The organism is Aeromonas sp. QDB62 (genome assembly GCF_027705695.1).
GTDB classification, from domain to species: domain Bacteria; phylum Pseudomonadota; class Gammaproteobacteria; order Enterobacterales; family Aeromonadaceae; genus Aeromonas; species Aeromonas allosaccharophila.
The window spans coordinates 14,956-40,758 of sequence record NZ_JAPDCD010000013.1 but is presented as its reverse complement, the minus strand read 5'-3'; the positions used below and the strand labels follow the sequence as shown (position 1 = coordinate 40,758).

General features: G+C 60.3%; 22 protein-coding genes. 8 read left to right on the top strand and 14 right to left on the bottom strand.

Annotated elements, in window-relative coordinates; genetic code table 11:
• Positions 1-21: 21 nt before the first annotated feature.
• The 8 genes from hutG to ftsY all read right to left on the bottom strand — a co-directional run bounded on the left by hutG (position 22) and on the right by ftsY (position 8,821).
• Positions 22-984, bottom strand: a complete 963-nt coding sequence (hutG, locus tag OKC27_RS08510) for a formimidoylglutamase (RefSeq protein WP_182938830.1) — start codon at positions 982-984, stop codon at positions 22-24.
• A complete protein-coding gene (gene hutI, locus OKC27_RS08505; RefSeq protein WP_182938829.1) occupies positions 977-2,212 on the bottom strand; it encodes an imidazolonepropionase in 1,236 nt (411 codons plus the stop codon). Before hutI ends, hutG begins: the two co-directional genes overlap by 8 nt.
• Before the next feature lie 154 nt (positions 2,213-2,366).
• Positions 2,367-3,071 (bottom strand): histidine utilization repressor, encoded by a 705-nt coding sequence (gene hutC / locus OKC27_RS08500; protein ID WP_182939698.1) that lies wholly within the window; start codon positions 3,069-3,071, stop codon positions 2,367-2,369.
• An 11-nt stretch (positions 3,072-3,082) separates the two neighbouring features.
• On the bottom strand, positions 3,083-3,742 hold the full coding sequence (gene can, locus OKC27_RS08495) for a carbonate dehydratase (protein WP_041206790.1): 660 nt from the start codon (positions 3,740-3,742) through the stop codon (positions 3,083-3,085).
• 125 nt (positions 3,743-3,867) lie between these two features.
• Positions 3,868-4,722 carry an RNA polymerase sigma factor RpoH gene (rpoH, locus tag OKC27_RS08490; protein WP_182938828.1) on the bottom strand — a complete coding sequence of 285 codons (855 nt, stop codon included), beginning with the start codon at positions 4,720-4,722 and terminating at the stop codon, positions 3,868-3,870.
• Between the two features lie 450 nt (positions 4,723-5,172).
• Positions 5,173-6,126, bottom strand: a complete 954-nt coding sequence (ftsX, locus tag OKC27_RS08485) for a permease-like cell division protein FtsX (RefSeq protein WP_033137698.1) — start codon at positions 6,124-6,126, stop codon at positions 5,173-5,175.
• Positions 6,126-6,794, bottom strand: coding sequence for a cell division ATP-binding protein FtsE (gene ftsE / locus OKC27_RS08480; RefSeq protein WP_042057091.1), 669 nt, complete (start codon positions 6,792-6,794; stop codon positions 6,126-6,128). Before ftsE ends, ftsX begins: the two co-directional genes overlap by 1 nt.
• 89 nt (positions 6,795-6,883) lie before the next feature.
• Entirely contained in the window at positions 6,884-8,821 is a 1,938-nt protein-coding gene (gene ftsY, locus OKC27_RS08475; protein ID WP_270693004.1) for a signal recognition particle-docking protein FtsY, read from the bottom strand.
• Between the two features lie 110 nt (positions 8,822-8,931).
• On the opposite strand from ftsY, the gene rsmD reads away from it, so the two are divergent.
• Complete coding sequence (rsmD, locus tag OKC27_RS08470) at positions 8,932-9,561, top strand: 16S rRNA (guanine(966)-N(2))-methyltransferase RsmD (RefSeq protein ID WP_042057088.1); 630 nt, start codon at positions 8,932-8,934, stop codon at positions 9,559-9,561.
• Positions 9,545-9,856, top strand: coding sequence for a DUF1145 domain-containing protein (locus OKC27_RS08465; protein ID WP_042057085.1), 312 nt, complete (start codon positions 9,545-9,547; stop codon positions 9,854-9,856). The genes rsmD and OKC27_RS08465 overlap by 17 nt, the downstream gene beginning before the upstream one ends.
• A gap of 854 nt (positions 9,857-10,710) precedes the next feature.
• On the opposite strand, the gene OKC27_RS08460 is transcribed toward OKC27_RS08465, so the two are convergent.
• The 5 genes from OKC27_RS08460 to OKC27_RS08440 form a co-directional block, all read right to left on the bottom strand.
• Positions 10,711-11,697, bottom strand: a complete 987-nt coding sequence (locus tag OKC27_RS08460) for a helix-turn-helix transcriptional regulator (protein WP_042057084.1) — start codon at positions 11,695-11,697, stop codon at positions 10,711-10,713.
• A gap of 290 nt (positions 11,698-11,987) precedes the next feature.
• On the bottom strand, positions 11,988-12,374 hold the full coding sequence (locus tag OKC27_RS08455) for a SirB2 family protein (protein WP_182938826.1): 387 nt from the start codon (positions 12,372-12,374) through the stop codon (positions 11,988-11,990).
• Positions 12,371-14,227: a monovalent cation:proton antiporter-2 (CPA2) family protein gene (locus OKC27_RS08450; protein WP_270693005.1), complete on the bottom strand. Its 1,857-nt coding sequence runs from the start codon at positions 14,225-14,227 to the stop codon at positions 12,371-12,373. Before OKC27_RS08450 ends, OKC27_RS08455 begins: the two co-directional genes overlap by 4 nt.
• Before the next feature lie 67 nt (positions 14,228-14,294).
• Positions 14,295-14,891: a glutathione-regulated potassium-efflux system oxidoreductase KefF gene (gene kefF, locus OKC27_RS08445; protein WP_182938824.1), complete on the bottom strand. Its 597-nt coding sequence runs from the start codon at positions 14,889-14,891 to the stop codon at positions 14,295-14,297.
• 101 nt (positions 14,892-14,992) lie between these two features.
• On the bottom strand, positions 14,993-15,835 hold the full coding sequence (locus tag OKC27_RS08440) for a LysR family transcriptional regulator (RefSeq protein ID WP_182938823.1): 843 nt from the start codon (positions 15,833-15,835) through the stop codon (positions 14,993-14,995).
• Positions 15,836-15,978: 143 nt separating this feature from the next.
• Between OKC27_RS08440 and OKC27_RS08435 the strand changes: the two genes are divergently transcribed.
• From OKC27_RS08435 to OKC27_RS08410, 6 genes are all read left to right on the top strand, one after another.
• Entirely contained in the window at positions 15,979-16,701 is a 723-nt protein-coding gene (locus OKC27_RS08435) for an SDR family oxidoreductase (protein WP_182938822.1), read from the top strand.
• An 89-nt stretch (positions 16,702-16,790) separates the two neighbouring features.
• Complete coding sequence (locus OKC27_RS08430; protein WP_005342845.1) at positions 16,791-17,114, top strand: hypothetical protein; 324 nt, start codon at positions 16,791-16,793, stop codon at positions 17,112-17,114.
• 46 nt (positions 17,115-17,160) lie between these two features.
• Complete coding sequence (locus OKC27_RS08425; RefSeq protein ID WP_182938821.1) at positions 17,161-17,592, top strand: DUF411 domain-containing protein; 432 nt, start codon at positions 17,161-17,163, stop codon at positions 17,590-17,592.
• Positions 17,593-17,826: 234 nt separating this feature from the next.
• Complete coding sequence (locus OKC27_RS08420; protein ID WP_182938820.1) at positions 17,827-19,980, top strand: S9 family peptidase; 2,154 nt, start codon at positions 17,827-17,829, stop codon at positions 19,978-19,980.
• 411 nt (positions 19,981-20,391) lie between these two features.
• Entirely contained in the window at positions 20,392-21,363 is a 972-nt protein-coding gene (locus tag OKC27_RS08415; protein WP_042057072.1) for a TAXI family TRAP transporter solute-binding subunit, read from the top strand.
• A gap of 103 nt (positions 21,364-21,466) precedes the next feature.
• Complete coding sequence (locus tag OKC27_RS08410; protein WP_182938819.1) at positions 21,467-24,019, top strand: TRAP transporter permease; 2,553 nt, start codon at positions 21,467-21,469, stop codon at positions 24,017-24,019.
• A 521-nt stretch (positions 24,020-24,540) separates the two neighbouring features.
• Here OKC27_RS08410 and OKC27_RS08405 read toward each other — a convergent pair.
• Positions 24,541-25,794, bottom strand: a complete 1,254-nt coding sequence (locus OKC27_RS08405; RefSeq protein ID WP_182938818.1) for a phospholipase D-like domain-containing protein — start codon at positions 25,792-25,794, stop codon at positions 24,541-24,543.
• Positions 25,795-25,803 lie beyond the last annotated feature (9 nt).

Sequence of the window (25,803 nt, the reverse complement as noted above, 5' to 3'; positions counted from 1 at the left end):
CGGCGATGTGTGGCCAAAGGGTTAACGGGTCAACAGATGAACCAGCCGCGCGGCCACGCGGGCGCTGCGGTTGTCCTGATCCAGCGTCGGGTTGTACTCGGCCAGATCGGCGAGCCTGAGCTTGCCGCTGGCCCGGATATGGGCGATCAGTGGTTCGATCACCGCCAGCTCCACGCCACGGGCGGCGGGGGCGCTCACCCCCGGCATCACGGCACCGGGCAGCACATCAAGATCGATGGTCAGATATAGGTGATCACAATCGGCGATAAAGGCATCCAGCCCGCTTAGCAAGGCTGGCAGCTCGGTCTGAGTCATCGCCTCATCCAGCACATGCCACACGCCCAGCGCCTTGGCTCGGGCAAACAGGGCTTGGGTATTGGCAGTCTCGGCCACCCCGAGGCAGGCGTAGTGAAATGGCGTACCCTGAGCGGCGCACTGCTCGGCGATCTGGAAGAAGGGAGTGCCGGAGCTTACCAGCTCCTGTTTCATCCGCAGGTCAAAGTGGGCGTCGAAATTGATAATGCCGACCTTGCCACTGCCGCTCAGATGCAGGTTGAGGCCACTCCAGCTGCCGAAAGCAACCTCGTGACCGCCCCCCAGCACCAGCGGGAAGTGGCCCAGATCGAGCGCGGCGGCGACCCGTTCGGCCAGTCGGCCGTGGGCGGCGTCGAGATCGCCGTCGGGGCAGCTCACATCCCCGCCATCGTAGACGGGCCGGTTCAGGTGCCAGGCGGTGTTGGCCAGCAGCTTGCGCACCGCTTGCGGCGCACCGACAGCACCAATGCGCCCCTTGTTGCGGCGCACCCCTTCGTCGCAGGCAAAACCGAGCAGTACTACACCAGCTACCTCTTTTGCCCCGGCTGCCCAGGGCTGCACCTCTTGCCAAGGCAGAACTTTGTCGTGCCAGCGCAGGGCCAGCTCACCATCTTCCGGATCCTGCCGCCCTTGCCAGAGCGACATATCGACCGGGTTGAACTTATCCATGAAGGCTCTCCTCACCGTTGAAGATGCGGCTTGCCAGCTGATCGACGCCGACCATGTAGCTCAGCTCGGCCGGATGGGCGCAGTGCCAGATCAGGAAATCGGCCACCATCCCCACCCTGAGCTGGCCAAGGCGCTCCTGCTCGCCGAGCGCTTTGGCGGCGTGGCGGGTCACCCCGACCATCGCCTCCACCGGCGTCAGGCCAAACAGGGTGCAGGCCATGTTCATCGCCATCCGCAGCGAGACGATGGGGGCGGTGCCCGGGTTGATGTCGGAGGAGACAGCCATCGGCACACCCGCCTTGCGCAGGGCGGCAATCGGCGGCAGCTTGGTCTCTTTGAGGAAGTAAAAGGCGGTGGGCAGCAGGGTGGCGACCACGCCACGGTGGGCCAGCGCCAGGATCCCTTCCGGATCCAGATACTCCAGATGATCCACCGAGAGGGCGCCAAAGTGGGCGGCCAGCGTGCTGCCGCCGAGATTGGAGAGCTGATCCATGTGCCCCTTCACCGGCAGGCCGTATTGATCCGCCGCCAGATAGACCTGCTCGGTCTGGGCCAGCGAGAAGCCGATGTGCTCGCAGAAGACATCCACCGCATCGGCCAGACCCGCCTCGGCGGCGGCCGGGATGATCTCCTGACAGATGGTCTCGACCCAGCTGTCAGGATCGTCGTGATACTCCGGCGGCACCGCATGGGCCGCCAGCAATGTAGTCTTGACCCGGATCGGCAGCGCCTCTCCCAGTCGGCGGGCCACCCGCAGCATCTTGAGTTCGTCATCCAGCGTCAGGCCATAGCCGGACTTTATCTCCACCGTAGTGACCCCTTCGCGGATCAGGGATTTCACCCTTGGCAACGCCAGCTCGAACAGTTGCTCTTCGCTGGCGGCACGGGTGGCACGCACCGTGCTGATGATGCCACCGCCCCGACGGGCGATCTCCGCATAGGGCACGCCCTGCTGACGCAACTCGAACTCTTCGGCACGGCTGCCGGCAAAGACCAGATGGGTGTGACAATCGATAAGACCGGGGGTAACCAGCTTGCCCTGCATATCCAGCCAGTGGGTGGGATGGGAGCCCTTCAGCTCGGCCATCGGCACCAGCGCGTGGATCTTGCCTTCCTTCACACCGATGGCGTGGAGCGGCAACAAGCCGTAGTCGGCCAGCTCATCATTCAGGGTGGCGGGCGTCACGTTGAGCCAGATCCGCTCGCAGTTCAACAGTTCCTTGTTCATAGCGACCTCAAATGTATATACATATATTTATAGTCGATCTCTATGATGAAAGAAAGAGCGGAGTTCACATCCTGATAACAGCATCAAACTTAGAGTTTAAGCACAAAAAAGCCCACCAGGAGGTGGGCTTTGCAAAATAGAGCTGTATAGACATTCACTCTAACTGAGCCTTGGAGCTGAGCTTGTAGCGGGAACCGGGGGAGAGTAAACGGGCATAGGAGACCAGATGCCCCTCCGACCAGGTACGCCGGTGCAACAACAGGCAGGGGGAATCTACGCGGATCTGCAACAATCCCGCCTCACCGGCACTCGGCAACACGGCTTCCACCACGTGCTCCATCTCGGAGAGGGGGCAGACATCCATCAGATAGCGGTTGGGGGTTTGTCGGGTGAAATCCTGCTCGCCATAGCCCGGCAGGCGCCCGGCATCGACGAAGCGCTCCTCCAGCTGCAGTGGCTCGCCATCGGCCTGATGGACGATCAGGCTGTGAAAGATGGGGGCGCCAACCCGCAGTCCCAGTTGTACCGCTACCTTCTCGTCGGCGGCCAGCCGTTGCAGGCGGATCACCCGGGCGCTGTATTCACTGCCCCGCTCGGCAATCTCGTCGGCGATGTTGCGAATGGCCAGCAGCGGCGATTCGGTACGCCGGTCCGCCACGAAGCTGCCGGAACCGGCGGTACGCACCAGCCACCCCTCGGCCACCAGTTCGCGCAGCGCCCGATTGACCGTCATCCGGCTCACGGTGAACAGCTCGCACAGGGCAGCTTCGGTCGGGATCCTGTCCCCCGCCTGATAGTGGCGTTCGCGGATCCCGTCCAGAATGTGCTGCTTGATCTGCAGATAGAGGGCTGGCGCCACCATGAAGCTCCCTAGCGCCGACGATGGGGCGGACGCATGTCCGGCCAGGCGCGATAAACATCGGGGATCTGATCCGGCCCGCTGATGCAGAGATCGAGATCGTGCAGCAAGCCATCCTTGATCCCGTAGATCCAGCCATGCACCGCCAGCTCCTGCCCCTTGCGCCAGGCGTTCTGGATGATGGTGGTATGGCAGACGTTGGCGACCTGCTCGGCCACGTTCAGCTCGCACAGGTAGTCGAAGCGCTCATGCTCATCCTCGATGGCCTCGAGCTCTTCACCATATTTGAAGTAGACATCCTTGATGTTGCGCAGCCAGTTGTCGATGAGACCCAGCTCCTGGTTCTGCATCGCGGCCTTGACGCCACCGCAACCGTAGTGACCGCAGACGATGATGTGCTTCACCTTGAGCACTTCTACCGCGTATTGCAGCACGGAGAGGCAGTTGAAATCGGTATGCACCACCAGATTGGCGACGTTGCGGTGGACGAAGACATCCCCCGGCAGCAAGCCCATCAGCTGGTTGGCGGGCACCCGGCTGTCGGAACAACCGATCCAGAGGTATTCGGGGGCCTGCTGGGCAGAAAGGGTGGCAAAGAACTCGGGATCTTCGGCCTTGATCCGTTCGGCCCACTCACGGTTGTTGGTAAACAGGTCGTTCAACAGTTTCACTTCTGCTCTCCCTAATGTGGCAGTGGCGGCAACATAACACACTCAAGGGTAACCAAAGCAAGGCCGACCAGATCCTTGCGAAACAAAAACAGGGCCATCAGGCCCTGTTTTTATGAGAGGAAGCATCAGGCCTCCATGGCATCTTTCAGCTTCTTGAGTGCGTTCTTTTCAAGCTGACGCACACGCTCGGCAGAGACGCCGTAGGTATCGGCCAGCTCCTGCAGAGTGGTCTTGCTGTCATCATCGAGCCAGCGGGCGCGGATGATGTGCTGGCTGCGTTCATCCAGCGTAGCGAGGGCCGAGCTCAGGCGACGGGTCGCGTGATCGTCCCAGTTATCGTTCTCGATGGTCGCGGCCAGATCGGAGGATTTGTCCTCCAGATAGTGAACCGGTGCGAAGCCGCCCTCTTCTTCATCGTCACCCACCAGATCGAACGCCTGATCGTAGTTGGCCATCCGCGCTTCCATCTCGGTCACATCGCTTGTGGAGACGCCGAGATCAGCCGCCACGGCCTGAACCTCTTCGTGGTTCAGCCAGCCCAGACGCTTTTTGGATTTACGCAGATTGAAGAACAGCTTGCGCTGGGCCTTGGTGGTGGCCACCTTGACCATGCGCCAGTTGCGCAATACATATTCGTGGATTTCGGCCTTGATCCAGTGCACGGCAAAGGAGACCAGACGTACGCCGACCGTCGGATCGAAGCGCTTGACCGCCTTCATCAGGCCGATATTGCCTTCCTGTACCAGATCGGCCTGAGGCAGGCCGTAACCGGCATAACTCTTGGCGACATGAACGACAAAGCGCAGGTGCGACATAACCAGCTGACGGGCAGCCTCGAGATCGCCATCCTGCTGCAAACGCTCAGCCAGTTCACGCTCTTCCTCTGCGCTCAGCACCGGAATAGAGTTTACTGCCTGGATATAGCCTTCCAGACTACCTTGCGGAATCAGAGCCATAGTGCGCTGCAATGAAGTTCCCATCTGTTACCTCTTACTTTTCAATCGAATCAGTCTAACACCCTGAGAGGGTCTGTCTACTGACCGGATGCCATTCTGCGGCGTGTATCAAAGAACATGCCCAGTTTTAGACCGGCTTATCTTAAGCCTGCAGGATGAATCATGAATGAACAGTCAAAAAAAGGGGGTCACAATGAAGGACCCCCGAAAAGTAGCATGCTAAGTCCATTGTTGCGGAGCTCGCAACCTTCACATGCTTGCCAAGTCTGACGAGCAAGGCAGAGGGGCCACACTCGTATAAATGCTTCAGCTTAATAGACTGCTTATAAATCAGAAGGTTCCACGGATCCAGCAAAGATCCGGAAGATCATTGTTATTCAGAATACTCTGACTATGGGGGCCAAGCCAGAAACGGCCCCTTTTTTACTTGATCCACCTCGCAAAATCCAGCGATTTACCCTGATGATAAAGTAATCAGGATGGTTCGATGTCGCGAATGTGGCGATGGACCGAGAACCAGGAGGCGATCAGCCCCAGCAGGGCACCCAGCAAGATCAGATTGATCCCGTCTACCGCCCCCATGCCGACCAGCCGGAAGTTACTGTTATACAAGCCCGCCAGCTCCTTCACCACCCCTTCGCTCCAGATCACCATCACTTCGGTCAGCCACCAGGCCAGCATGCCGCCGATCACCCCGAACCAGATGCCGGTATAGAGGAAAGGACGATGAATAAAGGAGTCTGTCGCCCCCACCAGCTTGAGCACTTCGATCTCGGAACGCTGGTTGAGGATGTTGAGACGCAGGGTATTGCCGACGATCAGCAGCACGGCCGAGAGCAGCAACACGGCGATACCGGTAATGGTGTGGCGCAGCAGGTTCATGATCCCCTGCAATCGGGTCAGCCACTGCAGATCCAGCTTGCCCTGCTCGACCCCATCCTCGTTGTTGAGCTTGCCGAGCAGCTCGGCGGCCCCTTCCGGATTCTGCCAGCGTGGATCCGGGATCACACTCAACACCGGCGGCAGCGGGTTGCTGTCCAGATAATCGAGGGCATCGCCGAAGCCGGAGATCTCGCGAAACTCCCGCAGGGCATCGTCACGGCTCAGATAGGTGACCGAATCCACCTCGGGATAGAGCAGGATCCGGTGCTGCAGATCGAGAATGCTCTGCTCCGGCAGATCCTTGCGCAGGTAAAGGGAGATCTGGGAGCTGGTCTGCCAGCTCCCCTCCACTACCTCGGCGTTTTTCAGCAGCACGTGGAAGCAGGAGGGCAGCGCCAGACTGACGCCGAGCACCGCCAGCGTCATCAGGGAGGCGAGCGGATTGCGCCACAACTCCCCGAGACTGGCAAACGCCTGCCGCACATGGTCAACCCCGTACATCATCAGACGGCGCAGCGGCGGTTGTTTATGACGAACGATAGCCATCAGAGCTCCTCCCCGGCCGAATACATGCGGCCCGCCTTGAGGGTCAGGGTGCGATAGCGCATGCGGGCGATCAGTCCCAGATCGTGAGTGGCAATCAGCACCGAGACCCCAAAATTGTTGAACTCCTGAAATAGCCGCATGATGTCCATGGAGAGCTGGGGGTCCAGGTTACCGGTCGGTTCATCCGCCAGCAGCAGCGGCGGTTTGTTGACGATGGCACGGGCGATACCGACCCGCTGCTGCTCACCACCGGAGAGCTGGCGCGGCTGGTAACGCTCCTTGCCGAGCAACCCCACCTTATCGAGCGCCGCCGCGACCCGCTTGTTGATATCGGCGTGGCTGTAGCCATCGATCACCAGCGGCAGCGCCACGTTGTCGAACACGGTGCGGTCCATCAACAGCCGGTGATCCTGAAAGATCATCCCGATCTGGCGGCGGACATAGGGGATCTGGCTGCGCTGGATATGGCTGACATCGTCGCCATGAAAGAAGACGCGACCATCGGTCGGGCGCTCCATCACGCTGATCAGTTTGAGGAGGGTACTCTTGCCCGCCCCCGAGTGCCCGGTCAGAAAGGCCATCTCCCCCTTGCGCAGGTGAAAGCTGACCTTTTGCAGCGCCTGATGGCCGCCGCTGTATACCTTGCTGACCTTGTCAAAACGAATCATAACGGTTCCCTGAAATTGACAAACCCCGACCGGAGTCGGGGTATGGAACACTTACTCATCACGGCTGAGCTGACTCATCGCGGCCGGACTTATTCATCGCGGCTAAAGAGCGCCTCGATGAAGTCGTTGGCAACGAAGGGACGCAGATCGTCGATCCCCTCGCCCACCCCGATATAGCGGATCGGGATCTGGAACTTGTCGGCCACCGCGAAGATGACGCCGCCCTTGGCCGTCCCATCCAGCTTGGTCAGGGTGATACCGGTCAGGCCCACTGCCTCGCTGAACAGCTTGGCCTGGCTCAACGCATTTTGCCCGGTGCCAGCATCCAGGGTCAGCATGACCTCGTGAGGGGCCTCTTCGTCCAGCTTCTTCATCACCCGCACCACTTTCTTGAGCTCTTCCATCAGGTTGCTCTTGTTCTGCAGGCGACCGGCGGTGTCGGCGATCAACACATCGGCGCCGCGGGAGCGGGCAGCCTCGATGGCGTCATAAATCACGGAAGCGGAGTCGGCACCGGTATGCTGGGCGATCACCGGAATATTGTTGCGCTGACCCCAAACCTGCAACTGCTCGACCGCAGCGGCACGGAAGGTATCACCCGCCGCCAGCATCACACTCTTGCCTTCGGCCTGGAACTGCTTGGCCATCTTGCCGATGGTGGTGGTCTTGCCGACGCCGTTCACGCCGACCATCAGGATCACGTAAGGCTTCTTGCTGGTGTCGATCACCAGCGGCTGCTCGACCTTGGCCAGCATCTCGCCCATGTCCTGTTTGAGCAGGCCATAGAGCGCCTCGGCATCCTTGAGCTGTTTGCGATCCGCATGCTGCACCAGGCCTTCGATGATGCGAGTGGTGGTATCCACGCCGAGATCGGCGGTCAGCAACTGGGTCTCCAGCTCTTCGAACAGCTCATCGTCAATCTTCTTGCCACGGAACAGACCGAAGAAGCCGGAGCCGATATTCTCCTTGGTGCGCACCAGACTGCGCTTGAGGCGAGCAAAGAAGCCCTCCCGCTGCGGTTTGTCCTGAGTGTCGTCGTCCACCTTGGCGGCCAGTGGCAGGGCGGCCAGCGCGGCGGCCTCAGCCTCCATCTCGGCGACCAGCCGCAGGTCTTCCGCTCGCTGGGCCTCTTTGGCGATACGCGCTTCTTCCGCAGCTTGAGCTTCAGCGGCAATACGCACTTCTTCTGCAGCGCGGGCTTCGGCTGCAATACGAGCCTCTTGCGCAGCACGGGCTTCGGCAGTAATGCGAGCCTCTTCCGCGGCGCGGGCTTCGGCGGCAATACGGGCTTCTTCCGCGGCACGGACTTCGGCAGCAATACGAGCCTCTTCTGCAGCCTGAGCTTCGGCGGCAATACGGGCTTCTTCCGCGGCACGGACTTCGGCAGCAATACGAGCCTCTTCTGCAGCACGAGCTTCGGCGGCGATACGGGCCTCTTCCGCTGCACGGGTTTCAGCAGCAATGCGAGCCTCTTCTGCAGCACGAGCTTCGGCAGCAATACGAGCCTCTTCCGCAGCGCGGACTTCGGCGACGATACGCGCTTCTTCTACGGCGCGGGCTTCGGCTGCAATTCGGGCCTCTTCCGCGGCGCGGGCTTCGGCAGCGATACGAGCTTCTTCCGCAGCCTGCACTTCTGCGGCAATACAAGCAGCTTCGGCAGCTTGTGCTTCTGCCGCGATACGAGCGGCTTCGGCAGCTTGCGCCTCTGCGGCTGCACGTTCCTCTTCGGCGAGCAGCGCTTCGTTGACGATCACCGGCTCCAGATCGGAGGCGCACTCCTCAACCACCAGCGGACCGTGGTCGTCCAGCTCGGTCGGCAGGCAGCAATCATCTTGCAAAACGGTATTGTGTGCGCTGGCAGGCACTTCGGGGGCAACAGCCGGCGTACTATCGGAAACGGGAGCGGGGGTAGCAGCGACCTCGGGCTCAACGGTAACGGGGGTGGCTTGGGGTGTCTGTGGTTGGACAGCCTCAGCCTCTTCTTTCTTGCGGCCGAAACCCAGCCAGGAAAACAAACCTTTTGCCATCTAAAAATACTCACATCAAAGGCTGACTGCTAAGATAGCCGTCCCTTGGCGGGTCGGCATAAAAATGAACCGCCTTATACTACCACTTTATTTTCTGACGATGAAACGCGATGCCCAGAGTGAAATCCAGCCGTAGCAACCCGAGCAAGAGTCCCGCCCCGCAAGGAAAATCGGGCTTTGTAAGAATCATCAGCGGCCAGTGGCGAGGCCGCAAATTGCCGGTCAAGGATGTGGAAGGGCTCAGACCCACCACGGATCGCGTCAAAGAGACCATCTTCAACTGGCTAGCCCCCCACATTCGCGGCACCCGCTGCCTCGACCTGTTTGCCGGCAGCGGTGGACTCGGCCTGGAGGCGCTGTCGCGCTATGCCGAGCAGGTGACCCTGATCGAAATGGACAAGGGGGCCGCCGACCAGATCAAGAAGAATCTGGCCGCCCTCGGCAGCAGTCAGGGTCAGGTGATCCAGTCTGATGCGGTGAGCTGGCTGCAAGGCCCTGCCACCCCTTTCGATCTGGTGTTCCTCGATCCACCGTTTCGCCGCGAGCTGCTGCCGCAAGTTTGCGAACTGCTGGAGCAGCGCGGCTGGCTGGCAGCGGATGCCCTGATCTATCTGGAGCGGGAAAAAGAGATGGCCGATCTGGCGCTGCCTGCCAGCTGGCAGTTGCTCAAGGACAAACAAGCAGGCCAGGTCTGCTACCAACTCTATCTAAGGGAGGTAAACAATGAAGCGAGTCTTTAATCTGCTGGCGATGGGGCTGGTACTGTTCTTCTGGTTTGGCGTGCTGGTGAGCCTGATTGCCCCGCTGCCCGGCAAACTCAACGGTTTTCTGCCGGTCTGCGGCGTAATTGTCGCGCTGCTGCACTGGCTGCAGGCCAGCATGATCAAGGCAGCTTGCAAACGCTACTTCGCGGTCACCAAGACCGAGTTTGTCACTGTGCTGATATTTGGTGTGTTTGGCATGGTCGACATTCGTCAGCGCCTGCAAGAGATCGTCAACGCCGCCCAGCGCGGCAATCTCTCGGGCAAACCATAAAAGAAAAGGGGACGGCGGTAGCCGTCCCCTAGAGTCGTGTCGTCCTGTCCGTAGAACTGCAATGCTCCCTGCAATCCCTGACGTTATCCTAATCCTTTGGAATATCCCCTTTCCAATCCGTTGGCGTGTCCTGCGGCGTTCCTGGCCTGGCAATTCATCCTGAACTGCTTCACTGTCTCCATCCTGGAGGTGTCCATTACCACGTCCTGTGGGGGTCCTTGCGTCTTCCTGACCGATAACCATCCGGGTTATCTCACTTCATCCTGAAGTATTCCTCTCGCATCCGGCGAGGTCCTGTTCATCCTGAAGAACGAGGTTCCGTTCGTTCTGCTCTCATCCCGAGAGTGTCCTGCCGCGTCCTGCGGTGTTCCTTTATTCATCCGTGACGATAATCATCCTGATTATCGAGCTCATCCTGAGGTGTCCCTTGTCCACATCCTGCGGACTATTCCATCTTTATGCGCTGCCCTGCATCCTGCCGGACCAGCTCCGTCCTTGTGAGACCCATAGTAAGGAAATGCGCACCCCGAACAAGGGCCATCCGATGATAAAGATCTGATGCCGCTCCCATTTCAAAAAACAAACTTAAAAACTAACCCTTTAATATCAGATAGTTAATTAGTTTCACAGGAAATCTCGATCATTCTGGCATGGCTTCGCGTACGGTTCAAAGCGCCAGCCTCTTACAGTGGCTATGGCAGATCTCTTACACGGGTTTCGCCCCCAAAAACGGGGCAGGAAAACGGTTCAATCCTGTCGTTAAGACTTAAAAATTAGTTGAATAAATATGCTTAAAAAAACAGCAAAAAAAAAGAGCCGAGACCAGGCTCGACTCTTCACATGCAATTTCTTAATCAGCTCAAGCGGTTGGCCGGATTGAGATAGGCCTTGCGCAGCGATTCCGGTGCCAGCACCTCCAGTTCACCGCTGATGTTGTTCAGCCAGCTGCGAAACTCCGGGGTGTCCTGCACTTCGGTCTCCACCACCACGCTGCGCTTGTCATAGCGGGTCATGCGCGGGTTGTTGCCGGGGATCTGATTATCCACCAGCGACTGGCTGTTGGCATCGATCCGGCCGACGAAGCGGATCGGGCCGCTCACATCCTGATAGCCCTGATCGCGGATCAGCTTCTGGATATTGAAATCCTTCGGCTGGGTGGCGCTGAAGTTGGTCAGCTCCACGTTCTTGATATGGTCAAACGGGATACCGTAGACCTTGGGATCCAGCTCGGACAGGGTGCAGAGCAGGATCGGACCGTCCGGCTGATTGAGAATGCCGAGCGGGTTGATACGGTCGTAGCAGAGCCACACGGTGCGCTCTTTGATCACGCGCTGGATCTCGGCACTGAACTTGCGACCACGCCAGAGCGCATCGCGGATCAGGGTGCTGCGGCGGATCTCCGGGTTGCCGGCAAACGGACGCGGTGACTGGTGGACACTCTCCAGCCAGCGTTCGGCCAGTTCACTCTGGCTGTCGCGGATCACCTGGCTCGCCTTGTCGACCAGCGGATTCAATTCGGTCAGTACACTCGCCGGCAACAGTTGGCTCGCCTGATCACTCCAGGTTTTCAGGGCCACAGCCAGCGAGAGCGGCATGATATTGGCAAAGTCATTGAGGCCGTGGCGCTCGAAGCACCAGCCATGGGGTTTGCTGCGCTCGTCCGAGGTGAGGTCGAACAGTCCCATGCCGGACATCTCCTCCAGGTCCCGTTGCACGGTACGCAGACTGACGTGGATACCTTCCTCTTCCAGTTTTACCTGGAGTTGGCTGGCGGTCAGCTTGTAAGGGCGGTGCGGGATGCAACGCGCCAAGGTCAGTTGTCGTAACAGCTTCTTGCTCATGGTGCTTGCCTTCACTGGTTTAGCGTTGACTGTATGCTAGTCGTGACTTGCGACAGTCTATGTCGCAAGTTTTGCTGCGACAACTGTCGCCATTTTCATACAAACACAATCATGATGTTGATATATAAGAGAAAATATGAAAAAAGCAGGGGCGGAGAGGGATAAAATCAGCAACAAAACCATCAAATTAAAGTTCTAGGGGATGAACTTGCGACAGGTAAACAATCCAAAATAAAATAATTAAACAGAATAATATCTCGATAGGGGGAGGCGTACCTCCCCCGAATCATTTACAGCAGCCACGACCAGGCTGACTTGGTGATGGCTGCACCGACCATGTAGCCAAACACCGCCAGCGCCGCCACACCGGCCACCAGCTTCTGACCGCGGGCCGGGCGCTTGAGCGCCATGACACCCAGACCGATATAGAGCACCAGTGCCATCAGCTTGGCCATCAGCCAGGGTTGTTGGCCGGGGCTCAGCTGCAAGGTCACCGCCAGCAGCACACCAAACAGCAGCAGGAAGGTGTCGTTGATATGGGGCAGGATCTTCAGCCACTTCTGCTGCAACCGATCGCTGCCGGCCAGCGCCAGACTCCAGCGATAGATAAAGAGCAGCAGACTGACCAGCGCCAGCGTCATATGTAGGTGTTTGAACATGGGGTAATAGGCAATCATTTTGCTTCCTTGTCGTCGTCGGGTAGCCCGCTGTTCCAGTTGTGGGCATGGATACGCTCCTGCCCCTCCTCGTCGTCTTGCAACAGATCGGAGAGGATCTCCCGGTATTGCAGGCTCTTGTTGATATAAGTGTGTTCGTCGTCCAGATAGTTGACCTGCTCGCGCAACAACCAGTTATCGTGCTGCTTGAAGGTCTGCCCCGCCCGCCAGGCTTGGTTGGCTCTAAACCCAAGCTGGGTCAGGGCCTCCACCCCCAGATCGACCGCCGAGCCCAGGGTTTCCCGGTGCACGCTCTCGACCCCGTGCCGCAGGATCTCGTGGGCATGGGGTCGATCCAGCGCTCGCGCCAGGATCTTCAGGTGCGGGAAGTGCTTCTGCACCATCTCAATCACCGCCAGCGAGGTGGCAGGATCGTTGATGGAGAGCACCAGCAACTTCGCCTTGTGCGCCCCTGCGGCATGGAGCAAATCGATCCGGCTGGCATCGCCATAGAAGACCTGATAGCCATACTTGCGCAGCGTTTCTATCTGGCTGGCATCCTGCTCGAGGATGGTAGTGCCGATGCCGTGACCATGCAGCAGACGCCCCACGATCTGACCGAAGCGGCCGAAGCCTGCGATGATCACCGGATGCTCCACCAGCTCAGGTTGCTCATGCTGCGGTGTGTCGCTCTGGTTACGGTAATCGAACCAGGGCTGGATCACCCGATCGTTGAGGATCAGCAGCAGCGGGGTCAACGCCATGGAGAGCGCCACCACCAGCGTCAGCAGCGAGATGGTCTCACCGGGCAACACCCGGTTTTGCGCCGCAAACGAAAAGAGCACGAAGGCAAACTCGCCCCCTTGCGCCAACGCCAGTGCGAAGGTCCAGCGCTGACTCGGCGAGATGCGGATGGCAAAGCCGAGCGCCATCAGCACCAGCCATTTGAGCGCCATCAAACCAACCACCAGCGTAGGGATGAGGAAGGGGTGCTCGGCAAACAGGCCAAAATCGATCCCCGCCCCCACCGACATAAAGAACAAACCGAGCAGCAAGCCCTTGAACGGCTCTATGTCCGCCTCCAGCTCGTGGCGATATTCGCTGTCGGCCAGCACCACACCGGCGAGGAAGGAGCCAAGAGCGGGCGAGAGGCCCACCGACTCCATCAGCACCGCGATGGCGATCACCAGCAGCAGGGCGGCGGCGACGAAGATCTCCCGCATATGGGACTGGGCGATGGCGCGAAACACCGGCCGCATCAGGTAGTGGCCACCCAGCACGATGCCGGATATCGCCGCGACCACCAGCAGACCATGTTGCCAACCCGCCAGTTCGGAGCCGCCATTGCTGGCGACCGGCGCGATGGCCAGCAGCGGCAGGATCGCCAGGATCGGAATGACCGCAATATCCTGAAACAGCAACACGGCAAAAGCGGAGCGACCGCTCTCGCTCTGCATCAGTTTGCGCTCCTGCAGGCTCTGCAACACGATGGCGGTGGAGGAGAGCGCCAGGATCAGGCCGATGGCCAGCCCCTGTTGCAGCGGCAGACCGATCAGGTGCGCCACGCCGGTCAGCGCCGCCGTAGTGAGCAGCACCTGCAGGCCGCCGGTGCCGAGGATCGGCCCCTTCAGCTGCCACAAGAGGGCCGGACGCAATTCCAGCCCGACCAGAAACAGCATCAGCACCACGCCAAACTCGGCGAAGTGCATCACATCCTTCTGTTCGCCCACCAACCCCAGCAGGAAGGGGCCTATGATGATCCCCGCCAGCAGGTAGCCGAGCACCGAGCCCAGCCCCCAGCGTTTGGCCAGCGGCACCGCGATAACGGCGGCAGAGAGGTAGATAAAGGCATCAAACAGGATCCCGTGGCCCATCAGTCAGCCCTCCGTGTGAAGGTCTGATCCGGCTCATGCGCTCGGCCAACAAGCTGCCCGTATTTCATCAAAGCACCTCCAGCAAGTCGCGCAGATAAGGGCGCCCAGCCAACTGCTCCGGGGTCAAGTGATCATCACGCAAGGCACAAAGCAGCTGGCGGTAATCCTGCCCACAACGGCGAAGGGCGGCGGGATCCTTGATCTTGTGAAAGGAGTGCAGCACGAAGGGGGGCAGCCAGTTCATGCCGCACAAGGTGGCAGCCTGCTGAAATGGCAGCAGAAAATCGAGCAGCGGTCGGCTGTTGTACCCCTCGCTGCAGTAGGACTCCGGCGCCCCGCCGGTGGTGATGGCGCTCAGCCACTGCTTGCCCTTGAGGGCATGGGCTTCGGGGCCGTAGGCGTAGCCGTACTCCAGCACCAGATCCATCCACTCCTTCATGATGGCCGGGCAGGAGTACCAGTAAAACGGGTGCTGAAAGACGATGATGTCGTGCTCACAGAGCAGCGCCTGCTCCCGCTTCACATCGATGAACATGTCGGGATAGTGCTGGTAGAGGTCGTGAACCGTGACCCCCTCCAGCCCCTCAATCGCCTGCAACAGCTGCTTGTTGGCCCGCGAGCTCTGCAGAGCGGGATGGGAAAAAATTACCAGAATGCGTTTCATGACCACATCACCCGAACAAAGCCTTGCAGTGCAAGGCACGGTAAACAGAAAAGGGGAGTCTGGGGAGCTGCATCGTAAAGGTGCACCGGAAAGCGACCTTATCAGGAAGCGCCATAACCTGCCAACTCGGGGATCAGCTCCCGCAGCGCCGGATTGAGGGTCTGGTGGGCGGGATAGCAGAGCCCAATCCGGCGAAACATCCGCGGCCCGCTCACCGGCAGGGTACAGAGCCCCGCCTCATCCTCCACCAGCCCGTCCGGTAGAAAACTGATGCCGACCCCCGCCAGCACCAGCGCCATCACCAGCCCCTTGCTCTCGGCCTTGGCCACCAGATTGAGGGTAAGGCGGTCACAGGCCAGCAGGCCGATAGTCTGCTGATGGGCTTCGCAGGGCGGGCACTCAATAAAATCATAATGTTGCAGCTCGGCCAGCTCGATCCTTTCGCGGCTGGCCAGGGGATGGTGGACCGGCACGCAGAGCACGTAATCCTCCTCCCACAGCGGCAGGAAGATCTCGTCCTCCCGGCGCAGGGCATCCAGCGTCAAGCGGCAGTCGGCGGGCGTGGTGTAGTCGGAGAGGGTGAGATCCAGCTGCGGCAGCACGCGCTGTACTTGCTGCAGCAGCCCGGCCACCCAGCGGCGACTCAAGTCCGGCATGATGGCGATATTGAGCTTCGCGCGCGTCGCTTTCTGGCGAAACAACTCCGGCAGACGGCGCGCCTCCTCCACCAGCTTGACCGCGTGGGGATAGAGATAGTGGGCCGGATCTTTCGCCACCACCCCCTTCTTGCCCCGGACAAACAGACTGTCACCGAGCGCCTCTTCCAGCTGGCGCAGTCCCGCCGAGAGGGAGGGCTGGCTGACGTGGCAGCGCTCGGCCGCCGCCGTGATGTTCTTCTCTTCATAGATGGCGATGAAGAAACGCAGCAATCTCAAGTCCAGCATAAGCCCAACCATAGTTTTTTCAGATGATAACCAGCGGAAAACAATATTTATCACTTATAGATGCAGTGACTATAGTGATTGGGTTCCGTGCTGGCCAGCCACCTGTTTGCTCAAACCGACTCTTGAATCAGAAGGAAAGACCCATGTCCAAATCTCTCGTCGTGATCACCGGCGCCTCCGCCGGGATCGGTGCCGCCATCGCCCGTGCCTTCTCTGCCGCCGGTCATCCGCTGCTGCTGTTGGCCCGCCGGGTCGAGCCGATGCAGGCACTGAACCTGCCCGATACCCTCTGCATCGGGGTCGATGTGACCGACACCGCCGCCATGAAGGCCGCCGTCCAGCAGGCGGAAGCCAAATTTGGCCCGGTCGGCTGCATGGTCAACAACGCCGGCGTCATGCTGCTGGGTCAGGCTGACGTGCAGGATCCGGCCGAGTGGCAGCAGATGCTCAACATCAACGTGATGGGGGTGCTGAACGGCGTCCACGCGGTGCTGGCCGGGATGAAGGAGCGCCGCAGCGGCACCATCATCAACATCAGCTCCATCGCCGGTCGCAAGACCTTCCCGAGCCATGCTGCCTACTGCGCCACCAAGTTCGCCGTCCACGCCCTGACCGAGAACATCCGCGAAGAGGTGGCCGATGTGGGCGTACGGATGGTGACCATTGCCCCGGGTGCGGTCGAGACCGAGCTGCTCAGCCATACCACTGACGAGAACATCAAGGCCGGTTACCACGACTGGAAAGATCAGATGGGCGGCGTTATTGCGCCGGAAGTGATCGCCGATGCGGTGCTCTACGCCTGGAACCAGCCTGCCAACGTCTGCGTGCGCGAGATCGTGCTGGCGGCGACCCGTCAGCAACCTTGAATCCGGGCTGACTGACACCATGGGGAGGGCTTGACCCTCCCCCGGGGCACAGGGTTACCATGTGCCCCTTGTTATTTTCGAGTCATTCCATGGTTCTCACCCGTCGCCAACTCGCTCACGCCCGTCGCTGGCTCCCCTTGTGGAGTCTGGTGCTGGTGTTGATGTCGTTTGGCAGCCGGGCCGCAACCGACCTCTGTACCCTGACCACCCACTGCAGCCAGAGCGAGCGTACCCTGGAAAAAGCGATGCCCTGCGGCAGCTTTACCACCGCCCTCTCGATGACACTGGTAGGCAGCGACAGCCTGACGGTCGCCGTGCTGGAACCGGATACCCCCGACTTCGCCTCCCCCTCTCTCTTTATGCCGGACGCCCCGTGCGAGCGGCTCGAACGTCCCCCACGCACCCAGATCTGAAACGCATCCCGTATCGGGCATCTTTTCTTTCAATCTGAGGTGAGTGATGTACAAACCCCTGTTACTGGCCATGCTGGCCGGTACCGTCAGCTTTTCGGCTCTCGCGGCCGAGAAGATGACCGTCTACAAATCCAGATATTGTGGCTGCTGCCAAAGCTGGAACGAGCACATGGAGCAGAATGGCTTCGAACTGGAGGTCATCGAAACCGAGCAGCTCGGCGCAGTGAAGCAGCAATACGGTATCGCGCCGGAACTGGCCTCTTGCCATACCGGTATCGTAAATGGCTATGTGATCGAGGGGCATGTACCGGCCGCCGATGTGCAGAAGCTGCTCAGGGAAAAACCGGCAATTCGTGGCCTGACCATTCCGGGCATGCCCCAGAGTGCGCCGGGCATGGATATTCCGGGCCATCCCTATGAGGTACTGAGTATCAGCAACGAGGGCGCGACCACCCACTGGTCGAGCTACCCCGGCTGACGAAGACTGGTCATGAGAGGACACTCCCATATCATGTGAGGCACACCTGAGCGGACTCTTGCCGCTCATGGCCAGAAAGAGGGCCGCTATCGCGAGATAGCGGCTTTTTTTGATTACATTTCCTGCAATAACAAGGGATTGCTTGCAACCACCGGCAACAAGGGGCAGATTTAATGCCAATTCATGGAGCCGATGCTCAGGTCTACCAACCCTTTCCAGCGCCAAGGATGCGACATGTTTACCTTTTCCCGAGGAGTTCTGCTGCTAGCCTTTCTGACAGTTCTCCCCCCCACTTATGCCAATGAAGAGCCCGTCATGCTGACAAGCGAACATCCAATCCAGCCGCCCGTGGCCGCCAAACATCCCCGCACCCTGAAAAAACACGGGGATACCCGCATCGACAACTACTACTGGCTGCGCGACGACCAGCGTCAGGCGCCGGAAGTACTGCAATACCTCGAGGCCGAGAACGCCTATACCGAGGCCATGCTCAAGCCGACCCAGCCCCTGCGCGAACAGCTCTACAAAGAGATGGTGGCCCGCATCCCCCAACAGGATGAGTCGGTGCCCTATGTGAAGAATGGCTACCGCTACCAGACCAGCTATGAGCCGGGCAAGGAGTACGGGATCTATTCGCGCACCAAGCTCGGCGAAGAGCAGGCGAGCCTGCTGCTCGACAGCAACCAGCGGGCTGAAGGGCACGAGTTCTATGCCCTCGGCGCCCTTGAGGTGAGCCGCAACAACCGCTGGCTGGCTGTGGCGGAAGATTTCCTCTCCCGTCGTCAGTACCAGATCCAGTTCCTCGATCTGGAGAGCGGCCAGTGGGCCACCGACAAGCTGGAAAATACCTCCGGCAATCTGGTGTGGGCCAACGACAACAAGACCGTCTTCTATGTGCGCAAGCACCCGCAGACCCTGCTGCCCTATCAGGTCTATCGCCATACGCTCGGGACGGATCCGGCCACGGACAAGCTGGTCTACGAGGAGAAGGATGACTCCTTCTACGTCAGCCTCTACGCCACCACCTCGGAAGATTTCATCGTCATCGCCCTCTCCAGTACGACTACCGGCGAAGCACGACTGATCGATGCCAACCAGCCGGAACACGCCCCCCGCCTGTTCCTGCCCCGTCAGGTGGACCACGAATACAGCCTGGATCACTACCGCGGCCGCTTCTATGTGCGCTCCAACAAGGACGGCAAGAACTTCGGCCTCTACGAGACCAAAGAGAGCCCGGTCGATCGCTGGAAGGCGGTGATCGCCCCCAATCCGGACGTGCTGCTGGAGAGCTACGCCCTGTTCAAGGATTGGCTGGTGCTGGAGGAGCGCAACAAGGGGCTGACCCGACTGCGCCAGATCAACTGGCAGAGCGGTGACGAGAAGGAGATCGCCTTCGACGATCCCGCTTATGTCACCTGGCTCGCCTACAACCCGGAGCCGGATACCAGCGCCCTGCGCTATGGCTACTCCTCCATGACCACCCCCGCCTCCACCTATGAGCTGGATATGGCGAGCGGCAAGCGCACCCTGCTCAAGCAGCAGCCGGTGGCAGGTTTCAAGGCCGACCAGTACGCCAGCGAGCGACTCTGGGTGACAGCCCGCGACGGCGTAGCGGTGCCGGTGTCGCTGGTCTATCGCAAGGACAAGTTCAAGAAAGAGCAGGCCGATACGCCCAAGAATCCGCTGCTGGTCTATGGCTACGGCTCCTACGGCGCCAGCATGGATCCCGACTTCAGCAGCTCGCGCCTGAGCCTGCTGGATCGCGGCTTCGTCTACGCCATTGCGCATATCCGGGGTGGTGAAGAGCTGGGCCGCCACTGGTACGAAGATGGCAAGTTGCTGAAAAAACAGAATACCTTCAATGACTTCATCGATGTCACCAAGGCGCTGGTGGAGCAAGGCTACGGTGCCAAAGATCAGGTCTACGCCATGGGCGGCAGCGCCGGTGGTCTGCTGATGGGGGCCGTCATCAATCAGGCGCCAGAACTCTATCGCGGCGTGGTGGCGCAGGTGCCGTTCGTCGATGTGGTCACCACCATGCTGGACGAGTCCATCCCCCTCACCACCGGGGAGTATGACGAGTGGGGCAACCCGAACCAGAAGCGCTACTACGACTACATGAAGAGCTACAGCCCCTACGATCAGGTGAAGGCGCAAGCCTACCCCAACTTGCTGGTCACCACCGGGCTGCACGACTCGCAAGTGCAGTATTGGGAGCCCGCCAAGTGGGTCGCCAAGCTGCGCGAGCTGAAAACGGATGATAACAAGTTGTTACTGAACACCGACATGGACGCCGGCCACGGTGGCAAGTCGGGCCGCTTCAAAGCCTACGAGGATATCGCGCTGGAATACGCCTTTATCCTGGATCTGGCCGCCCCGGCCAACTGATCCATCATGACTCCGGCCCTTGTCACGCAAGGGCCGCATAAGAATCCTCTCGTAGTTTTTCCCTCTTCCATTTCCCTTCATATCAAATTAATCTGCGGCTAGAAAATGAATGATCGAGGTCATGTTTCTCAAGATTTAACTCCGTGATTTTGCCATTTCGTTTGATTTATGTTGGGTGAATGTGCTTAATCGGAGTGCTTGCAACTTTTTATTTGGCCCCTCAGGGGCCAATTTATCTTCGACCGACAGGAGGTCGGTAGCCTCACCACAGGATGGGGTGACTGCCGGAAAGGGGTGATCAACTCCCCCGCTTTCGTGCAACGAGAAGAGTGGGCAAGCCCGGCGCAGAACGGGGTTGCCATCAATTTATCCGGGGAACGGATAAACAAAATCAAAGAAAAGGGAGAAAAAATGAAAGGATTAACTTTGGCGTGCGCCCTGTCGGCGGCTCTGGTCGGTGTCTCATTCGGTGGTCCGGTACAAGCGCAGGAGCGCTTCGTGACCATCGGCACCGGCGGTCAGACCGGCGTTTACTATGTCGCTGGCCAGTCCATCTGCCGCTTCCTCAATCGCGGCGCCGCCGATCACCAGATCAAGTGCAACGCCCCGGCCAGCGGTGGCGGTGTTGCCAACGTCAACGGCATCCGTAGCGGCGAATTCAACTTCGGCATCATGCAATCCGACCACCAGTTCAAGGCGATGAAAGGGCTGCCGCCGTTCCAAGCCGAAGGTGCCATGGATGACATTCGCGCCGTTTTCTCCCTGCAGAGCGAGGTGTTCACCATCCTGGCTCGCCGCGATGCCAAGATCGCCAGCTTCGACGATCTGAAGGGCAAGCGCGTCAACATCGGCAACCCGGGCTCCGGCCAGCGTGACACCATGGAAGAGATCATGGCGGTCAAAGGCTGGAAGAAGGGCGACTTCGGTCTGGTCTCCGAGCTGAAACCGGCCGAACAGGCCTCCGCCCTCGGTGACAACAACATCGACGCCATGAGCTACTTCGTGGGTCACCCGAACGGTGCCATTCAGGAAGCCTCCACCACCACCGATGCGGTACTGGTACCTGTGACCGGCGCCGACATCGACAAACTGCTGGCCGAGAAGAGCTACTACAGCAAGGCCGAGATCCCGGGCGGTATCTACAAGGGCAGCGACAAGCCAACCCCCTCCATCGGTGGCAAAGCGGTGCTCTCCACCAGCGCCAAAACTGATCCGGAAGTGGTCTATCAGCTGGTCAAGTCGGTGTTCGACAACCTGGATCGCTTCAAGCGCCTGCACCCTGCCTTTGCCGACCTGAAAGAGGCCGACATGATCAAGGTGGGTCTCTCTGCACCGCTGCATGAAGGGGCTGCCCGCTACTACAAAGAGCGCGGCTGGCTCTGATTGAAGGCCCCGGGGCCTTTGTCACTCTCTTCGACACCCGTCTGCCGCCTGATTGCGGGGGCGGGTGTCGCTCTTGTTGTACTCGTTGGCACAAGTTAACCCTATGCAAGATAAACAACTCTCTACCGAGGAACTGATCGCCCAGGATGTGGGCGCTCGCCTGCCGCTGGGCCCGCTGGGCTGGATCATCACCGCCCTGGCGCTGGCCTGGTCGCTGTTCCAGCTCTGGATCGCCTCACCACTCCCCTTCATGGTGGGATTTGGCGTACTCAATGACACCGAAACCCGCTCCATTCACCTCACTTTTGCCCTGTTGCTGGCTTTTCTGGTGTTCCCGGCATTTCGCTCCTCGCCGCGAGATCGGGTCCCCCTCGGCGATATCGCCCTCGGCCTGATTGCTGCTGGCGCCGCGTCTTACCTGTTCGTGATGTATGAAGCGCTGGCGCTGCGTCCCGGCACCCTGACCACCGCCGATCTGGTGACCGCCTGCATCGGCATTCCGCTGCTGCTGGAAGCGGCGCGCCGCGCGCTGGGGCCGGCACTGGCGGTCATCGCCATCGTCTTTTTGGTCTACAGTCTGGCGGGCCCCTGGATGCCGGGACTGCTGGCACACCGCGGGGTCAGCTTCAGCGCGCTGGCCAACCACCAGTGGATCACCACCGAAGGGGTGTTCGGCATCGCCCTTGGCGTCTCCACCAGCTTCGTGTTCCTGTTCGTGCTGTTCGGCGCCCTGCTGGAGCGGGCCGGTGCCGGTCACTACTTTATCCAGCTCGCCTTCAGCCTGCTCGGTCACCTGCGCGGCGGCCCGGCCAAGGCGGCAGTGGTCGCCTCCGGCCTGACCGGTCTGATCTCCGGCTCGTCGATTGCCAACGTGGTGACCACCGGCACCTTCACCATCCCGATGATGAAGAAGGTGGGCTTCAGTTCAGAGAAGGCGGGGGCGGTCGAAGTGGCCTCCTCGGTCAACGGCCAGATCATGCCACCTGTGATGGGAGCCGCCGCCTTCCTGATGGTGGAGTATGTGGGCATCCCCTACGTGGAGATCATCAAGCACGCCTTCCTGCCTGCCGCCATCTCCTACATAGCGCTGCTCTACATCGTCCATCTGGAGGCGCTGAAACTGGGCATGCAGCCCATCGGCAACCATCAGCCCAAACCCTGGCTACGCCGCCTGACCGGCTTCGCCTTTGGCGCGGCCCTCATCAGCGGCCTGTCACTGGCGGTCTACTATGGCCTCGGCTGGCTCAAACCTGCGCTGGGTGACTACGCCCTGCCGGGGATCTCGGTACTGCTGGCTGCCACCTATGTGGCCCTGTTGAAGATCGCCGCCAGCAATGAACCGTTGCCCGCCGAAGATCCCGACAAGCCGCTCACCGAGTTGCCCGATACCCGCGCCGTGCTGCTCTCCGGCCTGCACTTCCTGCTGCCGGTGGTGGTACTGGTGTGGTGCCTGATGGTGGAACGCCTCTCGCCGGGGCTGTCCGCCTTCTGGGGGACCGTGATGCTGGTGATCATCCTGCTGACCCAGCGCCCGCTGCTCAACTGGCTGCGCAAGGACGGCAAGCACGACTACGGCACCGTCGTGGACGGCGTGGTGGATCTGCGGGAAGGGCTGGTCGCCGGTGCCCGCAACATGATCGGTATCGGCATTGCCACCGCCACCGCGGGGATTATCGTGGGTGCGGTCTCCCAGACCGGGGTTGGTCTGGTGCTGGCTGATCTGGTGGAGTTCCTCTCCATGGGCAACCTGCTGCTGATGCTGCTGCTCACCGCCCTGTTGAGCCTGATCCTCGGCATGGGGCTGCCCACCACTGCCAACTACATCGTCGTCTCCAGCCTGCTGGCACCGGTGGTAGTGACGCTGGGGCAGCAAAACGGGCTGATCGTGCCGCTGATCGCGGTGCACCTGTTCGTCTTCTACTTCGGCATCATGGCGGATGTGACGCCGCCGGTGGGGCTGGCCTCCTTCGCGGCTGCAGCTGTCTCCAAGGGCGATCCCATCAAGACCGGGATCACGGCGTTTTACTACAGCCTGCGTACCGCGGCGCTGCCGTTCCTGTTTATCTTCAACACCGATCTGCTGCTGATCGACGTGGACTTCGCCCACGGGGTGCTGATCTTCATCGTGGCGACCATCGCCATGCTGATCTTCGCCGCCGCCACCCAGGGCTGGTTCCTGGTGAAGAGCCGCTGGTACGAGAGCCTGCTGCTGTTACTGGTCGCCTTTACCCTGTTCCGCCCGGGTTTCTGGATGGACATGGTGCACGACCCCTATCGCGAGACCCCGCCTGCCCAGCTGGCCCAAACCATGGGTGAAGTGGAGGCGGAGAGCACCCTACGGCTGCGGATCCTCGGTGAAGATGCGGTGGGCAAACCGCGCAAGTTCACCCTGCTGATCGCCGTACCGGATGGGGCGGATGGCGAGGAGCGGCTGACCAATCTGGGGCTGAGCCTCTATGAGCAGGATGGCAAGACGCTGATCGACAACGTCGCCTTTGGCAGCCCGGCCGCCACCATGGGGCTGGAGTTCGATCAGGAGATCCTCACCGTCAAGGCGCCGACCGAACGCTGGACCAAGGAGTGGATGTGGATCCCGGGCTTCCTGCTGTTCGGGGTGATCGTCTGGCTGCAGCGTCGCCGCAGCAAGGCCGGTTAATCCGCCGGGCAGATTAGACCGAGGGCCGCCAGTGCGGCCCTCTTTTTATTGCCTTACCCTCTGCGGCTCTTGCGATGGGCGACGGTCATGGAAAAGTTAAACGGTGGCGAGCAACCAAAAAAAGTGGGGTGACATGTCCATGTCACCCCCTCGCAAATAGCATGTTCCATATTGGAGTCCGGCCACGCCGGGTCTCTGTTTCACTTTCCGATAGTTCGCTACCCATCTGAAGTGAGCGCCCATTGCCGCGAAGCAACTGGCCAGCAACCCGTAACAACCCTCGTCCACACGGCAGACAAGCCGCCGTGTTTGTCCTTGCAACTGAAATATTACGCATAAAAACAAAATAAAAAACGTTTTTATGCCCATTCCATTCACATGCAAGTACAAAAAACAGCCTTATCATCACCACTAAATTGTTATAAAACAGCCAGATAGATCCAAGCATGGTTATTCACCCGCAAGGGTCGTCTGCAATGGCTTACAAGGCTTTGCGAGATCTCGCACAAAAAATGGCCGCCTCACAGCCAGCGGCGCAGCGGCAACCAGTCGCTCAGGCGGGCCACCAGCCGCCTTGACCACCCCTCGGGTTTGCGCGGCGATCCCTCGGCCTGCTCCTGCCAGCGAGCCAGCCACATTCGCAGCGCCTCGCAGATCGGCGGGCAGTGCAGATGCAGCATCAGCTCGGTATTGAGAAACAGCGAGCGGGGATCGAGGTTGAGGCTGCCAAACAGCGCCCGATCCTGCCCCAGCAGGATCAGCTTGGCGTGCAGGCTGCCGTGGCCATGATCAAACTCGGCAACCCGGATCCCGCGGCGCTGCAACCAGCCGAGATAGCGCTGATAGGCGCCATAGACCAGCGGCACATCGGTGCTGGCCAGCGAGTTGGTGAGAATGTCGATGGCGACCCCCTGCTGGCGCAGCCGCGCCAGACGGTGCCGAAACCCGCGGGTCAGGATGAGGTAAGGAGTCACCAACCCAAGCGAGCCGGGATTGTCAGCCAGCTGGCGCCACAGCTGACGGGCGGTGGTGGGGCGGGAGATCAGCCCCTTGCCGGGACGGTCGAACCACACCTCGGCCCGCCCCTCGTGCCATTGCAGCGGCACATCGCTCTCGTCAAACAGCGCCGCAGGCAGATCGTAGACCGTGGCCACCGCCGGATCCGTCATGGTGAACAGGAAGTCATTGACCACCTGAATTTCAGCGGGCAGCAACTCGCGGCGTAGCAGATGGCGGATGGGGTGGCTCCAGCGGCTGTGCCAGAATTGCTCGAACCCCTGCACCATCTGCTGGCACAGCCCCCCCTGACAGGCGAGATCGAGATCCACGAAGGGGGCCTGCAGATCCATCCCGAAGTAGCGATCGCCGATGTTGCGCCCGCCGATCAGCGCCAGCTTGCCATCCACCAGCAGCAGCTTGTTGTGCATCCGGTGGTTGATGCGGCGAAAGCTGAGCAGCCCCTCCAGCAACAGTGCCAGCGGGCGCCAGCCCCGCAGCCAGAAGGGGTTGAACAACCGCACCTCGATCCCCGGATAGTGAGCCACCATCTCCAGAAAGCGGTTGTCACCGGCATAGAGATCATCCACCAGCAGCTGCACCTTGACGCCACGCCGGGCGGCATGGAGCAGCTCGCTCAGCAGCAGCTTGCCGCTGCTGTCCTCCTCCCAGCTGTAGTACTGCGCCTGGATCCGCTCGCAGGCATGGCGGATCCAGTGGCAACGCACCTTGAGTGCCAGCCGGGGATCGTCGATCAGGGCAAAGGATCCGGGGATCATGGTGTCATC

What these genes read in the sequence shown, in the direction of transcription:
- OKC27_RS08440 (WP_182938823.1), bottom strand. Translation starts at nt 15,835, where the DNA reads ATGCTGGACTTGAGATTGCTGCGTTTCTTCATCGCCATCTATGAAGAG.
- OKC27_RS08430 (WP_005342845.1), top strand. Translation starts at nt 16,791, where the DNA reads ATGGTTCTCACCCGTCGCCAACTCGCTCACGCCCGTCGCTGGCTCCCC.
- OKC27_RS08425 (WP_182938821.1), top strand. Translation starts at nt 17,161, where the DNA reads ATGTACAAACCCCTGTTACTGGCCATGCTGGCCGGTACCGTCAGCTTT.
- ftsY (WP_270693004.1), bottom strand. Translation starts at nt 8,821, where the DNA reads ATGGCAAAAGGTTTGTTTTCCTGGCTGGGTTTCGGCCGCAAGAAAGAA.
- OKC27_RS08420 (WP_182938820.1), top strand. Translation starts at nt 17,827, where the DNA reads ATGTTTACCTTTTCCCGAGGAGTTCTGCTGCTAGCCTTTCTGACAGTT.
- OKC27_RS08450 (WP_270693005.1), bottom strand. Translation starts at nt 14,227, where the DNA reads ATGGGCCACGGGATCCTGTTTGATGCCTTTATCTACCTCTCTGCCGCC.
- rpoH (WP_182938828.1), bottom strand. Translation starts at nt 4,722, where the DNA reads ATGGGAACTTCATTGCAGCGCACTATGGCTCTGATTCCGCAAGGTAGT.
- OKC27_RS08405 (WP_182938818.1), bottom strand. Translation starts at nt 25,794, where the DNA reads ATGATCCCCGGATCCTTTGCCCTGATCGACGATCCCCGGCTGGCACTC.
- OKC27_RS08455 (WP_182938826.1), bottom strand. Translation starts at nt 12,374, where the DNA reads ATGATTGCCTATTACCCCATGTTCAAACACCTACATATGACGCTGGCG.
- OKC27_RS08435 (WP_182938822.1), top strand. Translation starts at nt 15,979, where the DNA reads ATGTCCAAATCTCTCGTCGTGATCACCGGCGCCTCCGCCGGGATCGGT.
- hutI (WP_182938829.1), bottom strand. Translation starts at nt 2,212, where the DNA reads ATGAACAAGGAACTGTTGAACTGCGAGCGGATCTGGCTCAACGTGACG.
- hutG (WP_182938830.1), bottom strand. Translation starts at nt 984, where the DNA reads ATGGATAAGTTCAACCCGGTCGATATGTCGCTCTGGCAAGGGCGGCAG.
- ftsX (WP_033137698.1), bottom strand. Translation starts at nt 6,126, where the DNA reads ATGGCTATCGTTCGTCATAAACAACCGCCGCTGCGCCGTCTGATGATG.
- kefF (WP_182938824.1), bottom strand. Translation starts at nt 14,891, where the DNA reads ATGAAACGCATTCTGGTAATTTTTTCCCATCCCGCTCTGCAGAGCTCG.
- ftsE (WP_042057091.1), bottom strand. Translation starts at nt 6,794, where the DNA reads ATGATTCGTTTTGACAAGGTCAGCAAGGTATACAGCGGCGGCCATCAG.
- OKC27_RS08460 (WP_042057084.1), bottom strand. Translation starts at nt 11,697, where the DNA reads ATGAGCAAGAAGCTGTTACGACAACTGACCTTGGCGCGTTGCATCCCG.
- OKC27_RS08410 (WP_182938819.1), top strand. Translation starts at nt 21,467, where the DNA reads ATGCAAGATAAACAACTCTCTACCGAGGAACTGATCGCCCAGGATGTG.
- rsmD (WP_042057088.1), top strand. Translation starts at nt 8,932, where the DNA reads ATGCCCAGAGTGAAATCCAGCCGTAGCAACCCGAGCAAGAGTCCCGCC.
- OKC27_RS08415 (WP_042057072.1), top strand. Translation starts at nt 20,392, where the DNA reads ATGAAAGGATTAACTTTGGCGTGCGCCCTGTCGGCGGCTCTGGTCGGT.
- OKC27_RS08465 (WP_042057085.1), top strand. Translation starts at nt 9,545, where the DNA reads ATGAAGCGAGTCTTTAATCTGCTGGCGATGGGGCTGGTACTGTTCTTC.